The 14,790-nt window shown below is 36.3% G+C and carries 15 protein-coding genes; 2 read left to right on the forward strand and 13 right to left on the reverse strand.

Going from position 1 to position 14,790, the window contains the following annotated elements; all coding sequences use genetic code 11:
- Nucleotide 1: 1 nt before the first annotated feature.
- The 3 genes from M1G05_RS04590 to typA form a co-directional block, all read right to left on the reverse strand.
- Nucleotides 2–2,023, reverse strand: coding sequence for a bacteriocin-associated integral membrane family protein (locus M1G05_RS04590; RefSeq protein ID WP_247953201.1), 2,022 nt, complete (start codon nt 2,021–2,023; stop codon nt 2–4).
- Between the two features lie 367 nt (nt 2,024–2,390).
- A complete protein-coding gene (locus tag M1G05_RS04595; RefSeq protein ID WP_247953202.1) occupies nt 2,391–2,645 on the reverse strand; it encodes a DUF3165 family protein in 255 nt (84 codons plus the stop codon).
- 19 nt (nt 2,646–2,664) lie between these two features.
- Entirely contained in the window at nt 2,665–4,506 is a 1,842-nt protein-coding gene (gene typA / locus M1G05_RS04600; protein WP_000164111.1) for a translational GTPase TypA, read from the reverse strand.
- Between the two features lie 161 nt (nt 4,507–4,667).
- Here typA and M1G05_RS04605 point away from each other — a divergent pair, with 161 nt between their 5' ends.
- Nucleotides 4,668–5,393, forward strand: a complete 726-nt coding sequence (locus M1G05_RS04605) for a 16S rRNA pseudouridine(516) synthase (protein ID WP_247953203.1) — start codon at nt 4,668–4,670, stop codon at nt 5,391–5,393.
- A 43-nt stretch (nt 5,394–5,436) separates the two neighbouring features.
- On the opposite strand, the gene M1G05_RS04610 is transcribed toward M1G05_RS04605, so the two are convergent.
- From M1G05_RS04610 to M1G05_RS04620, 3 genes are all read right to left on the reverse strand, one after another.
- Complete coding sequence (locus M1G05_RS04610) at nt 5,437–5,664, reverse strand: hypothetical protein (RefSeq protein ID WP_033685337.1); 228 nt, start codon at nt 5,662–5,664, stop codon at nt 5,437–5,439.
- Between the two features lie 87 nt (nt 5,665–5,751).
- Nucleotides 5,752–6,132 carry a rhodanese-like domain-containing protein gene (locus tag M1G05_RS04615; RefSeq protein WP_033685338.1) on the reverse strand — a complete coding sequence of 127 codons (381 nt, stop codon included), beginning with the start codon at nt 6,130–6,132 and terminating at the stop codon, nt 5,752–5,754.
- Entirely contained in the window at nt 6,132–6,401 is a 270-nt protein-coding gene (locus M1G05_RS04620; RefSeq protein ID WP_247953204.1) for a YqgQ family protein, read from the reverse strand. Before M1G05_RS04620 ends, M1G05_RS04615 begins: the two co-directional genes overlap by 1 nt.
- A gap of 63 nt (nt 6,402–6,464) precedes the next feature.
- Between M1G05_RS04620 and M1G05_RS04625 the strand changes: the two genes are divergently transcribed.
- Nucleotides 6,465–7,373, forward strand: a complete 909-nt coding sequence (locus M1G05_RS04625) for a LysR family transcriptional regulator (RefSeq protein WP_001222592.1) — start codon at nt 6,465–6,467, stop codon at nt 7,371–7,373.
- A 209-nt stretch (nt 7,374–7,582) separates the two neighbouring features.
- Here the strand turns inward: M1G05_RS04625 and M1G05_RS04630 are convergent, their stop codons facing one another.
- The 7 genes from M1G05_RS04630 to M1G05_RS04660 all read right to left on the reverse strand — a co-directional run bounded on the left by M1G05_RS04630 (nt 7,583) and on the right by M1G05_RS04660 (nt 14,781).
- The gene (locus tag M1G05_RS04630; protein WP_247953205.1) at nt 7,583–8,809 is read right to left on the reverse strand and encodes a hypothetical protein; all 1,227 of its coding nucleotides are present in this window, start codon (nt 8,807–8,809) and stop codon (nt 7,583–7,585) included.
- Nucleotides 8,796–11,558, reverse strand: a complete 2,763-nt coding sequence (locus M1G05_RS04635) for an AAA family ATPase (protein ID WP_247953206.1) — start codon at nt 11,556–11,558, stop codon at nt 8,796–8,798. The genes M1G05_RS04630 and M1G05_RS04635 overlap by 14 nt, the downstream gene beginning before the upstream one ends.
- A 128-nt stretch (nt 11,559–11,686) precedes the next feature.
- Nucleotides 11,687–12,001, reverse strand: coding sequence for a hypothetical protein (locus tag M1G05_RS04640; protein ID WP_247953207.1), 315 nt, complete (start codon nt 11,999–12,001; stop codon nt 11,687–11,689).
- A gap of 2 nt (nt 12,002–12,003) precedes the next feature.
- A complete protein-coding gene (locus tag M1G05_RS04645; RefSeq protein ID WP_247953208.1) occupies nt 12,004–12,612 on the reverse strand; it encodes a hypothetical protein in 609 nt (202 codons plus the stop codon).
- A gap of 84 nt (nt 12,613–12,696) precedes the next feature.
- Nucleotides 12,697–13,110 carry a hypothetical protein gene (locus M1G05_RS04650; protein ID WP_153199527.1) on the reverse strand — a complete coding sequence of 138 codons (414 nt, stop codon included), beginning with the start codon at nt 13,108–13,110 and terminating at the stop codon, nt 12,697–12,699.
- A gap of 81 nt (nt 13,111–13,191) precedes the next feature.
- Nucleotides 13,192–13,749, reverse strand: a complete 558-nt coding sequence (locus M1G05_RS04655) for a hypothetical protein (protein WP_247953209.1) — start codon at nt 13,747–13,749, stop codon at nt 13,192–13,194.
- Nucleotides 13,750–13,806: 57 nt separating this feature from the next.
- Complete coding sequence (locus M1G05_RS04660) at nt 13,807–14,781, reverse strand: choline-binding protein C (protein WP_247953210.1); 975 nt, start codon at nt 14,779–14,781, stop codon at nt 13,807–13,809.
- Nucleotides 14,782–14,790: the final 9 nt, after the last annotated feature.

The following is a 14,790-nucleotide window of genomic DNA, read 5'->3' on the forward strand; positions in this document are numbered from 1 at the left end:
CCTATTTTCCTTTCATAATTGTCATAGAAACACGAGATTCTTTCTGCGCTTGACGGTAAAGCGTCAGAACTGCACTAGCTAGAAAGACTAATAAAGTGAGCAAGCCAATCACCAAGTCTCGACTGCTTAAAATAAAGAGACTAGCACCAAATATAAAACTGGCAAATTGGCTAACCATATACTGAGCATGTGTTTCAAAAAATCGTAAACCTGAAATTCGTTTAATCAAGATATCTCGGCGGAATTGCTCGAAATATAGAAGATTGACAGAATAAAAGAGTAACAAGGAACTAGCTATCCCAACAATAGCTCCTAAGATTAAAGTTGCTGTTTCAGTTTGAACTTCATTATAACGAGTTAGATAAACACTTCTTCTTTCTTTAAGATAGGATACTTGCTCATAAATTCCTGCATTTTTCAAGAGTTTAATCCCATCTTCATATCCTTTGACAAAGATATTATTACCAGCATTGATAGACCAAATGGATTTGGAAATGATACTATCACCTGTAGATGTTGGAGTAAATACAACTAAAATCGGATCAGTCAAATACTGAGTGGATACGGGATTCTCACCGTTATTATAAACAAACCGCTTTTCTCCCATTGAAAGATAACTAACGTGCGCTTTCATCTCATAATCCAAAGGAGCACTTGCCTCCTCACCAGATTTTCCATAATAACTCAATTTTTCTTCAAAAACTTTCTTAAGTTCTGCTTCTCGAGAGCGCAAATGTTCTGGGAGCAAGAGGATAAACTCACCTTTTTGGAGATGGGCTAACTTCTGTTTGGTCTCAGCATCTACCACGACCTTTTCCTTGTCCAAATAACTGGGACTAACATAGAGCGTATTAGCATCTGGACTATAGGTATCCAGTGTCTCTCCCTGTTCATTTTTTCCTTGAGGATTTGCAAAATGGAACAGAGTATCCTTTACATAAAGGGCTTGTTCTTCTTCGATTGCTTCCTTGGCAAAGGCATACCACTTATTCTGATTTTCTGTATCTTTTACTCTATCACCTAAGCCAAAGGAAATCTGGTAATAGTCTGCTCTGTCCTGCCATGCTTGTTTTGAAATTTCAAGTTCTTTCAATCGTTGGTAAGACGTCAAACCTGTCTTAACAGCATAGCCTACTGTAAAAACAGCTACTAACTGACACAATAGGGTTAAAGCCATCAAGCGTTTAAGGGGTAATCTCCCCTTAATAACGGGAACTAATGCTTTGTAACTCAAACTCATTAGATAAAGAAGCATTAGTAAAATTGAAATCGCCAATAAAAACAAAAGATAGAAACTAATCCCAAAACCATAGGTGGCTAACAAGATAGGATAAAACAAACCTTGACTAAAAAGAACGACTCCCCCACCTAGGAAGGAAAGGAGGGCTGATAGAAGGAGCCATTTGATATCAGTAGATAAAGAATGCCCCATGATGGATAAGAGAGTCTGACCAGAAAAGAGTTTTATACCTGCAGCTCTCATTTCCTTAATCCGAGTGATAATCACTAGAGCAAAGAAAGATAAGCCAAATATTGCTAAACTAATTAAAATAAGGGGAATTAGTAACATTCTAAAAGCAAGAGAATAGGGCGGTGTCTTTCGGTCAGGAATTGCTTTATAACCCAAATCTCCTAATTTATCGGCAAGCTTTTCTTTCGTCAAGGAGCCTGACAAAAGGAGATAACTATTTAGCGGATCACTACGTTCACGACTTTCTTGGCTAGCTTCTTGGAATTCTTTTGGTAAAGTTCCCTGACCATAAGTTGCATAAGTAAAGTGAGTCGTCCCATCCTTACTCGGCTCTACGATTCTTCTAGCTATTAAACTCTGTTCTGAGTTTACAAAATTCTCTAATTCCTTTTCAAATACCTCACGCGTCGGTTCCTGAGTATCTTTTTTGACACGAAGTAAGGAGACGGAATCATAGCTTGCATATAAATATTGTGGCGCACGTAAGACAATAATCCAAGCAAGGAAGAAGCTGAGAAAAAAAGTTGATAATAATATGAATAGTTTCTTCATAGTAGACTCCTTGTATAAGAGAATAACTCTATAGAAAGAAATTTTACATTTTATAAATTCTTAGAATTATTCTCCTAGTTTAATCCATCACACCCTGAGCAACAAAACAACAAATTTAATCCTTTCTTATTTTGAAATCGGTTTCTTATAACTTAAGTATATCACTTTCTATATAATCTATCAACATATTTTACTAAGATATCATTAGTAATAGAATTTTAAAGTTTCCTTAGAAATAGATGTCGGGAAAGAATTTAAGTTCAGTTTTTCCCATTCATATTATCCAAGCAAAAGAGATGATATTAACTAAAAAGCAATTCGAACTACTGTAAAATTCCTAGCAAAAAAGAGAGCCGAAACTCTCTTTTTATCTTCTTTTACTTTTATGGACCGACATGAGGGTAATATCTCGCAAGCTAAAGTATGCTAAGAAGAGCATGGCGATTGCGATAAAGAATTCTGTCGGTAGCTGAAAGATATGCAGGACAGACAACATGAGCAAAATCAAAAGTGCTACGAAAGCAAAGACGACAAGGACGATATTGACTGTCCCTTTAATGCTTTGTGGTGTCGCAAATACATAGAGTAGTAATAAGAGGAGTCCTATGATTAAATAAACCATCTTTATCTCTTTCTAGCTCTTATTCAGCTGATTTTTTCTTCTTGTTAGCTTTCTCACGCTCTGCCTTGTTAAGGATTTGTTTACGCAAACGGATAGACTCAGGCGTTACTTCCATGTACTCATCGTCGTTCAAGAACTCAAGAGACTCTTCAAGTGTCAAGATACGAGGAGTCTTGATAACAGCTGTTTGGTCCTTAGTAGCTGAACGAACGTTGGTCATTTGTTTAGCCTTAGTGATGTTAACTGTCAAGTCATTTTCACGAGAGTTTTCACCGATGATCATTCCTTCATAAACCTCAGTACCTGGGTTGACAAAGATCGTACCTCGTTCTTCGATAGACATGATTGAGTAAGTTGTAGCCTTACCAGCATCGATAGAAACAAGGGCACCACGGTGACGACCACCAATTTCACCTGGAATCAATGGCAAGTATTGGTCGAAGGTATGGTTCATGATACCGTAACCACGAGTCATTGACAAGAACTCAGTTGAGTATCCAATCAAACCACGCGCAGGAACAAGGAAGACCAAGCGAGTTTGACCATTACCAGTTGAAATCATATCCAACATTTCACCCTTACGTTCAGAAAGGCTTTGGATAACAGACCCTTGGTATTCTTCTGGAGTGTCGATTTGAACACGTTCAAATGGTTCACATTTAACACCGTCGATTTCTTTTACGATAACTTCTGGACGAGATACTTGAAGCTCATAACCCTCACGACGCATTGTCTCGATAAGGATTGACAAGTGCAATTCTCCACGTCCTGAAACAGTCCATTTATCTGGTGAATCAGTTGGGTCAACACGAAGAGAAACATCTGTTTGCAATTCTGCCTGCAAACGTTCTTCCACCTTACGAGAAGTCACCCATTTACCTTCTTTACCAGCAAATGGTGAGTTGTTGACCAAGAAAGTCATTTGAAGAGTTGGCTCATCGATGTGTAGGATTGGAAGAGCTTCTACTGCATCTGTCGGAGTAATGGTTTCACCGACAAAGATATCTTCCATACCTGAAACGGCAATCAAATCACCTGCTTTGGCTTCTTGGATTTCACGACGTTCCAAACCAAAGAAACCAAAGAGTTTTGTAACACGGAAGTTTTTAGTTGTGCCATCAAGTTTAGAAAGGGTAACTTGATCCCCAACCTTAACAGTACCACGGAAGACACGACCGATACCGATACGACCAACGAAGTCATTGTAGTCCAAAAGTGACACTTGGAACTGCAAAGGCTCATCTGAGTTATCTACTGGAGCTGGGATATGGTCAATAATCGTGTCAAAGATTGGTGCCATAGTAGCTTCTTGGTCAGCTGGATCATCTGATAATGAAGAAGTTCCGTTGATCGCTGAAGCATACACCACTGGGAAGTCAAGCTGGTCGTCATCTGCACCAAGCTCGATGAAAAGTTCCAAGACTTCATCCACTACTTCTGCTGGACGAGCTGATGGCTTATCGATTTTGTTAACAACCACGATTGGGACAAGGTCTTGTTCCAAGGCTTTTTTCAATACGAAACGAGTCTGTGGCATTGTTCCTTCGTAGGCATCTACGACCAAGACAACACCGTCAACCATTTTCATGATACGCTCAACTTCTCCACCGAAGTCCGCGTGTCCTGGTGTGTCCATGATGTTGATACGAGTTCCGTTGTAAGCAACAGCTGTATTCTTAGCAAGGATGGTAATTCCACGCTCTTTTTCGATATCGTTTGAGTCCATAGCACGCTCTGCCAATTCAGTACGTGCATCAAGCGTTTCTGATTGTTTCAATAATTCGTCAACGAGGGTTGTTTTACCGTGGTCAACGTGGGCGATAATCGCAATGTTACGGATATCTTCTCTTAATTTTGTCATGATTTCCTCTATAATATTCAAAATTTATTTTCTAACTGAACGATTATACCATAATTTCAAGTAAATAACATAATTCAAGCAAGTGTAAATGTTTTCACTCTGCTTTTCTTTTCACGTCAAGCCTTTTCAAAGCAAGCGACTTATGATAAGATAGGCACAGTATGCGTTTAGATAATTTATTAGCCCAAGAAAAAATCAGCCGAAAGGCTATGAAACAAGCCTTACTCAGAGGAGAAATTCTAGTCGATGGTTGCCCTGCCCGCTCCCTAGCCCAAAATATCGATACAGGACTACAAGAACTCCTTTTTCAAGACCAAATCATTCAAGGCTATGAGCACACCTACCTTATGCTTCATAAACCTGCTGGTGTCGTTACAGCCAATAAAGACAGGGAACTTCCAACCATCATGGACCTCCTTTCGCCTGACATCCAGTCTGACAAGCTCTATGCCGTCGGCCGACTGGACCGAGATACGACAGGACTCCTCCTCGTGACCGATAACGGACCCTTGGGCTTTCAGCTCCTCCATCCCCAATATCATGTCGATAAAACTTATCAGGTTGAGGTTAATGGACTTCTGACACCTGACCATATCCAAGCCTTTCAAAAGGGAATTGTCTTTTTAGATGGTACTGTCTGTAAACCTGCAAGACTAGAGATTCTATCTGCAAGTCCTTCCCACAGTCACGCCTCTATCACCATTTCAGAAGGGAAATTTCATCAAGTCAAGAAAATGTTCCTCTCGGTTGGTGTCAAGGTGACTAGCCTCAAGAGAATCCAATTTGGGGACTTCACATTGAACCCAGATTTAGCAGAAGGTAACTACCTCCCTTTGAACCAAAAAGAGTTACAAATCATTAAAAACTATTTAGAGATGAGTCGATAAAATAAAAAAGCTTTAAATTTAAAGCTTTTTTATTTTACACTACTTAATTCATAAAAAGAATCAATCCTAAAACCCAATTAATTACGGAAACTACAATCCCTACAATAGCTATAATTTTTTCTGTTTTATAGTCTAGTCCAGATTCTTTTTGAAGTGAGTTAGCATACAATAAACTGGTAATACCTAAACCAATACCTCCCAACGGAAATAACAAAGCAAGAATAATCGACAAGATACCCACAAAAAGTGGATTTTTCTTCTTTTCTTTCATGTTCTAAGAACTCCTTAAATTTATACAAATTAATTATACTATAAAACAATAGCTTCATCCTATCATTCGACTAATTTGGAAATAAGGTTAGCTAGTCTTCACTTTCCCTTTCCAAGAATCCAAACCATAAGAAAGGATATAAATCTCAGTAAAACCTTGTTTTTTCAAGTAAAGGGCAGCATTTGTAACTCGTTGCGCACGTTGGTTTTCGTAAAGAAGGACAGGTTTATCCTTACGAAGAGCTGCAAGACTAGTTTTCAACTGACTTGAAGGAATATTGCGTGCACCAAGGATATGTTTTCTGTGGAATTCTGCTGGGTCGCGCAAATCAATCAATTGACCCGTACGAATCAAGGCTTCAAACTCCTCATTGTCCACGATTTTAGCTGCACGGCGAATACGAAGATAGTTAAAGCCCATCCATGCCAACATTGCTAGTATAAGTGCCCACAAAATCCAAGTAACCATTAGTTCTTTTCTCCATTTTTCTCAATATAATCCAATTCTACCTTGTGCTCTCTGCGAAGAACCGCTTCTGCCTCTAGATAGTCTAGTTTATCCATCAACCCTACATCGTAAATCCGAGAGAGTTCCAACTTCATCAGTTCAATATCATATAAGCGTTTTCCCATGTAAACAATGATACCAAATCGTTTGAGGAATTGCTGCACATCATAGAATGTTTTCATAAGACTCATTCTAGCAAAATTTTGTGTTTTTTTCAAGAAGAGACTCACACAATGCTCCTGATTTCCCTATCATCTTTGGCGATTCTGACGCAAGTATGGTACAATAAAAACATGAGAATTCAACAATTACATTATATTATCAAAATCGTCGAAACTGGCTCCATGAATGAGGCAGCTAAACAACTTTTCATTACCCAACCGAGTCTTTCTAATGCTGTGAGAGATTTGGAAAATGAGATGGGCATTGAGATCTTTATCCGCAATCCCAAGGGAATTACCTTGACCCGTGATGGGATGGAGTTCCTCTCTTATGCCCGTCAGGTTGTCGAGCAAACTCAGCTTCTGGAAGAACGCTATAAAAATCCTGTCGCCCACCGCGAACTCTTTAGTGTTTCCTCCCAGCACTATGCCTTTGTAGTCAACGCTTTCGTCTCTCTACTAAAGAAAAGTGATATGGAAAAATACGAGCTCTTCCTTCGTGAAACACGGACTTGGGAAATTATCGACGACGTCAAGAACTTCCGTAGTGAGGTCGGTGTCCTCTTCCTAAACAGCTACAACCGTGATGTTTTAACCAAAATGCTGGATGACAACCACCTGCTGGCTCACCACCTCTTCACAGCCCAGCCCCATATCTTTGTCAGCAAGACCAACCCTCTGGCAAAGAAAGACAAGGTGAAACTGTCTGATTTGGAAAATTTCCCTTACCTCAGCTATGACCAGGGAACGCACAATTCCTTCTACTTTTCAGAGGAAATCCTTTCCCAAGAGCACCACAAGAAATCCATCGTGGTCAGTGACCGTGCCACCCTCTTTAATCTCTTGATTGGTTTGGATGGTTATACCATTGCGACAGGGATTTTGAACAGCAACCTCAACGGAGACAATATCGTTTCTATCCCACTGGATATTGATGATCCAATTGAGCTGGTCTATATCCAGCATGAAAAAACCAGCCTATCTAAGATGGGCGAACGCTTTATCGACTATCTCCTAGAAGAAGTTCAGTTTGATAGTTGATACTCTTCGAAAATCTCTTCAAACCACGTCAGCGTCACCTTACCGTACTCAAGTAAAGCCTGCGGCTAGCTACCTAGTTTGCTCTTTGATTTTCATTGAGTATGAGAATCACTCTGAATTGAATAATCTAAAAACCTCAAAAACTAGTTTTCAACCCTAGTTTTTGAGGTTTTTTCTCTAATAGTAAATCAAAATGATTTTATAAAATCTTATTTTTTAAACCAAAATATAGACAGAATTACAACAAGGACAAGTCCAGCTCCTGCAACAATGCCAAACACTGGAATGTTTCCGAATTGTTTTTGTTCTGATTTTATCTCCTCACTACTATCTTGAGTTGATTCTGCTACTGTATCACCTTGTTTCGCTACTTCTTGCTCTGCTTTTTTCTCGATTTTCTTAGGACCATAAGTTGGATTAACAAATGCTACTTGTTTAGTCGGTTTGGAGTAGTCTTCTGCTCCTTCTTTGACTCGCCATGATACAGAAAATAAAGTCCGTCCCTCCAATACCATTCCTAAATCAATTCGCTCACCAGGAGGCAAACCTCCACCTAAACCGATACTAAAAGCAAACGATTGCCCCTCCTGATTATCTTTTAAGACAATAAATCCATTCTCACTCACTTTTTTAAGACGGGATAATTTCCCTCTAATATCTCCATCTTTAAAGCTTCCAGTGTAGCTTCCATCCTCTCCTAAAATAAGTGATGAAGCTCTACCAGGCTTAGTACCATTATTTGGCTCTTTATTAATCCAAGTACCTACTAATTCGGATGGGAGAGGAATTTCATCTCCAATTTTAGCATCGACAAGAGACTTTGGCATAGGAGGATTAGGATCCATATTATCTCCAATAATCGGGAGATTTAGAGAAGTATATTCAATCGTTGAGGTGTCTATCTTTGTTTTAGAATCAAGGTTTAAGTCATCCAGATCACCTTCTCCTGCTCTAAATTCACCTTTTTTAATTAAAGTTGGCTCTTTATTTTCTTTAGAAAGTTGAAACAATCTATATGACATAATCCCTGGAACACTTTCAAAAACAATAATACTTCCATCTGTGTAAGTATTAATAACTGTCCCCATTCTAAGACTTGTATCCCAAAATCTATCAAATAAGGGAGTTGGAGTATTATCATTCATATAATATACTTCAAATAATTCCCATTTTTCCCTATTTTTTAGTCCGATTAATAACTCCTCCGTCCCATTTTTATCAATATCCATCAAAGCGTAACCAAGTCTATTAGCATTATTTTCAAATAGATGTTTGCTCTCCCACTTCTCAGTAATTTGTGGAAATAGTTGGTTGTAGTCAGTACTGTCAGCTTGGGCTGAAGCCACTAGTAAAAACAAACCTAATATAGAACAAACCACCATCAGTAATTTGTTTAGTAATTTCAAACGATTCTCCATATTTTTATAATCTCTCATATTCTAGCATCATTCTCTCAATATCGACTTTATCTATTGTAGATAAATCAGTCACGTTATCACGTGATACTCTAATTGATAAATTCTTAATGATTTTTTCATTGATATTTCTAATCCAGCGACCATTACTACAATCATTGATTTTATTATACAAAGATTCAATTGTTTTAGAATAATAATCAACATCAATTAAGTATCCTTGATTGTTTAATCCTAATAAACCAATTTGAATAATTTCATCCGCTGTATAATCTTCAAAATCAAAAGTATTTGGAATTCGGCTTGGTAGTCCTGAATTTACTGAGAGAAATTCTTCCATTTCCTTTGTATATCCAGCAAAAATAATGACAATATCTCTTCTATGATCTTCCATGAATTTAAGAATCTCATCAATTGCTTCTTTACCAAATCGATCTTCATTAGAATTTGATAGCGTGTATGCTTCATCAATGAACAAAACTCCCCCTAAAGCAGATTTCAATACTTCCTGCGTCTTGATAGCCGTTTGCCCTACATACCCAGCTACTAAATCACTTCGAGATACCTCTATGAATTTATTTTGAGGAATAATTCCCTTTTGATAAAGAATTTTTCCTACGATACGAGCTACAGTAGTTTTTCCAGTCCCTGGATTTCCCAAGAATAAGGAATGTAGTGAGAACTCGCTTACAGCAGCGCCTTGTTCTTCCCTCTTCTTATTCAACTCTGCTAATGAAATAAATTGTTCAACCTGTTTTTTAACTTTCTGTATTCCTATCAAGTTTTGTAGTTGTTCCAAAGCATCTTTTTGATTTTCTTCTGGTTGTTGGGTGCCTTGAAGAAGGACATCATCAATATCGTCATTGATAATTGTCACATAGTCATCAACCTGCGTCTCAACAACACGATTGGCTAAAGCTCTCATTAAGTGTTCATTAAAATTACGAATCCATCGTCCATTACTATGATCTAACGAGCGACTATAGGCCTGCTTGACTCTCATAGCATAATAAGATTCGTCTTCAAGTTGATACGAAGATTTCTGAAGATTTTTCAATCCCATTTCGACAATTTCATCACCAGAATAGTCCTCAAAGAAGAATGTATTTGGTACACGTGACTTTAATCCAGGATTTGTTTCAAAAAACTGTTCCATTTCTTTAGTGTAACCCGCAAATATAATCATAATCTCATTGCGGTAATCTTCCATATACTTTAGTATTGTGTTTATAGCCTCTAGTCCAAAATTATGTTGAGATGATTTTCCCTTATTTAAAGTATATGCTTCATCAATAAAAAGAATACCACCTTTAGCCTTCTCCAATATTGCTTGCGTTTGTACTGCTGTCTCACCAATATGAGTTGCAATAAGATCCGACTCAGAAACCTCAATAAATTTAAATTCATCTCCAGGGAGAACACCTCTGTCAAAGAGAACTCTACCTAATAATCTTGCTACTGTTGTCTTCCCTGTACCAGGATTTCCTGTAAAAACAGAATGTAGAGATTGTTCTTGAATTGGAAGACCTTCTGATAATCTTTTTTGATTGAATTCGACTGTTCTTAGTAATTTTTGGACTTCTTTTTTTACATTATTTAAACCAATCAAGCTGTACAATTCTTCCTCATAATCGCGTTCGATAGTTTCACTAATTTCCTCTTGTGGTTCAGAATTTGTACTCTCTTCATTCAAAATTTTACAGCTATCATCTGAAATATCCCATATTATACCATCCGTATTTTCAAATTCTTTAAGAATAGTATCTGCAATTAGGTATGAACTATCTGAAAGTCGAATATTTGGGGTAATATTACGATTTAATTTTATTGTATTTGCTACTAAGACAGAAGCTCCACAATAAATATCAATTTTTTCCTCGTTCTCACCTATGATATCAACAAAATCACGAACCCTACAAAATGAATTGGATTCTAACATAAGAGATTCCCTAATGACCGTTTGCTCTATACAGACTCGACTACTAATTGCTCTTATTGATGTCAAAGAAGCTCCAATTGATTCAAGGCTAGCACTATTTGTTAGACAGACAGCAGCTCGATACAACGGTTGAATGACTTCTGTATTTTGTAATTTTGCAGTCGAACGACTTAAAAAAACAGCAGGGTAATCTTGTTCAGCACTTCCCCCTTTTAAGACAGTATTTATGGAAGTCACTGATGAATCTTTTATAGTTAATATATTAGAACCCCATCTCTCAATCACTGTATCTTCCATTTGAATAGATGAACCATTATCTGCATTCAATTTTATATTTAACTCAGCACGTTTTAGTTCTAGAGTAGAATTACTAACTTTAATTGATGTTGTACTGTAAGAACCATTATATAGTTGATTTCCTGCATTTTCGATTAACAATTTTGACTTACCTTCAACCATTATGAAAACTTTTTTATTATCTAATTGTTCATTAAAGTATACAGTATTTAGAACTACAGTTGAATTCCCCTTTATTACTAAAGCACAACGGTGGTCATCTACTTGAAACCAAATATTTTCAAACTGAACTGTAACTCCGTTCATAATTCTCAGAGTCGCTGCTATAGTATTGTGATAAAGTGTTCCTCCACCTTCGGTCTCAGAAATTTTCCCAACTATTTTGATGCTTTTTTCTATCTTATAGTGTCTTCCTGCTGGTAACTCAAGCATATAACCTTCTTCCAATGCAAGAATATCCCCATCTTTAGCCTTCGAATAAGCATCTCCAAAAGACCATGAACTAAAACTTGTTCCTACTCTATATGTTGTCATTTTTCTATTATCTTTCTAAACCATTAAAAATCTAAATAAAATGACTTATAGATATCATTTCATTTAGATTTTATCATTTATTAATCTATCTACAGTTTTATGTCATATTTAAGTTTTAATTTCACTGACTAAAACATTCTTCTGATTGAATCTTCCACAGAATGCTCAATACCTCTAAAAATTCCCCTAGTAACTTTCAAAGTAAAGAATACAACTTTTCCTAAAACTTTGAAAAATCCAATACTAATTCTAATTAAGATTGATAGCATTTTTTCCAAAATATTCCCAGCCTTTTCTACCCTTTCTTGAGTTAATAAATCAGACACTTTTCTTTTTTGCGAAGAAATTTCTTGATTTCTATTATCACTCGATATCGTACTTTCAGAATCCAATTCACTCCCCTGTACTTCAGAAATTTGATTCACATTTTGAATTGAAGGCATTTTTACTGGTTCATTTTGACTCTTTTTTTTATAGGATGTTGACGATTATATTTAATAGCAAAGAACCAACCATAGAAAATTGTGAAATACCATGTTGCTATTAAAAGCACTATACCAACACTCACACAAACAATCCTAATTCCAAACTGAATCGCAAACATTCCACTAACTGCGTCAAGTGCACGATCAATTGCCCTATCATATACTGGTTCAATGGATGTAGGATATCCACGATAATCATAATAGATTCTATGTTTTAAATAAATATCCCCTTTATCCATTTCCTCTCTATATGCAGCACCTATTTGCTTAAACATAAAACTGAAGAAAAATCCTTTTGGTATAATATTTGAGACTACTTTAAAAATGTAAGAAAATACATACGGATACAATAGAATATTGATAATTGCCCAAATAATATGGAACACAATACCTAATATTACAAAAAACTGATTATGTGAATGAGCAACATTAAATTTCTCAAACTCAGCAATTTCTGAAAATATTCTTACAGTATTGTAATAGGTGATAAAACCTAATACACCTACACCTAAAAAATTAATTGGATTTAAATAATACCAAAATGGAAAACGAAATAAAATTTTTTTCATTTCAACCTAAAACCTCTCTTATCACTATATAATACCGAATTTCTACTATAACATTCATCCCAACTACTACTGAAATGAAATTATTTAATTCATTTTTTCACTAGTAGCTTTATCACCTTTTATAATCATTATTGCTGCGAAAAGATTTATTACAACACATACATAATATAGAATCGCTCCAAGACCTAAATTCGATCTTCCAACCAATTCTTTTGTTATTGAAAAATGAACAAGAATTCCAAATAGACTTAACAGAATAACTATAATCGATGTAATAATTTGAAGCACTCTTCCTTTTCCAATTACTAAAGATAATAAGAAATTAATTACAAATGCTCCGTACCAAACCAAAAATAGATACCATAATGGTACATCCAAATATTCTGAAACATGTTCACTTACCGGAGCTAGTGATTGATTACCTGATGTAACAACAGGCAATAAGAAAGTAATTAGGCCAACCAAGCTGGCTAGAGTTATTAATTTTTTAAATTTCATTTGATATTCTCCCTATATACAATATACAATTTCTTACCCCAGTAACTTTTAGGGTACTGAGGTAAGCTTTGAATGCGTTGTCTATTTTACTCGGTTAAAGGTTTGATCTGGCTCTTGAAGATAGAGTTCTTTATCTTTTAACATATATTTTGTTTTTCCTATTTCTCTTCCTTCATCGTCTGTTATTGTCAATACTTTCTTTTGTTTATTAATTTTCACTAATCTTTTTTCTTTGTCTCCGTCTGAATCTTCAGAGATGACGGTCCCAGCATTTCCTTTAATCACCATGATTAAATGATCACGTTTTGTTAAAATTTCATAAGTTCCATCTAAGGGATCACTGGTTAATTTACGAACTCCAAAGAACAGAACAAGAAAGATAGCTAGGCTTATCCCGACAGATTGTAAAGGCTTTGTTTCAAATAATTTTTTAATCTTTTCAATGAGACCATTCATATCTAGATTTTCGATTTGTTGTCCAGCTTTATCTACAAAAGCTGATGCCTCTTTTTTGATTGCTTCTACTCTATCAGTCTTCTCTTTAACTACTTCATTAATTGATTCTTCCATTCTTTCCGTAGTCTCTTCGACTTTTTCTACGGTCACTTCTTCGTTCGTTTGGTTTTCATGTTTTTCCATTATTTTCTCTTTTCTCCCTGTTTAAAATAAGTTTTATCTACAGTATAGATTATTTTCTTATTTCACCCACTTACCTGAGCCATCTACTTGGTAGCCATCTGGGGTACGTTCGTTGACCGCCATCTTACCATTTGACTTGAGATAGTAATCGCCTACCCATGTGTTACGAGCATAGCTGCCTTCTGATGTTAGATAATAGTAAGATTGGTAGCTACTATCATAGATCCACTCACTCTTAGCCATTTTACCATCTGATTTGAGGTAGTAACTTCCAGACCAAGTATTACGTGCATAACTACCCTCTGCTGTCAAGAAATAGTATGATTTATAGTTATTGTCATAAATCCACTCGCTCTTAGCCATGTAGCCACCTGACTTGAGGTAGTAGTTGCCTGACCAAGCATTTTGAACAAAGTTACCTGAAGCATTTAGGTAGAAGTAAGAATTGTACTGAACATCAAAAATCCATTGATTCACTACTTTAACACCAGCTTTATAGTAAGAAGAACCGGACCAACCAGTCTGACCTGAGTTAGAGTTAGTGGTTTGTTTTGGAGTTTCTGTCGCTGTTGGTATCTCTACCTTTTTAATCGGATAATATTCACCTCTAGAGATTCTAAAAACTTCTGAACGTCCGAAGTAACGTTTTCCAAAATCACCTGAACTGTAAATATCTAGATGGTAGTTCCCATCTTTTACTAATACTATATTAATTCCCTCTTTTATTCTATTACTTCCTCTAAATCTACCAAAAAAGGATGAAGAAGCAAGTGCCCCAGTATCTTCATTAACTATATCAAAATCAAGAGCTGTATTATCAGTAGTTGTAGAACTTCTTTGAAGGTCAACCAAAAGTGTATCCACTGTATCACCTCCAGCTGTCTGTATCAAGGTGATTTTCAAGGGATTTTGAGTATCTTTTACACTCATATCTGTTAAAGCGTGAACCTCTATCGGTTTAGAAGCTACATATCCTACTGACAATAAAGCACCAGCTAGTAAAGAAGAGGCCAACATTTTTCTGTTTTTCATAACAAAACT

The sequence above is a fragment of the Streptococcus mitis genome, assembly GCF_023109515.1.
In the GTDB taxonomy this organism is placed as follows: Bacteria; Bacillota; Bacilli; order Lactobacillales; family Streptococcaceae; genus Streptococcus; species Streptococcus mitis_CS.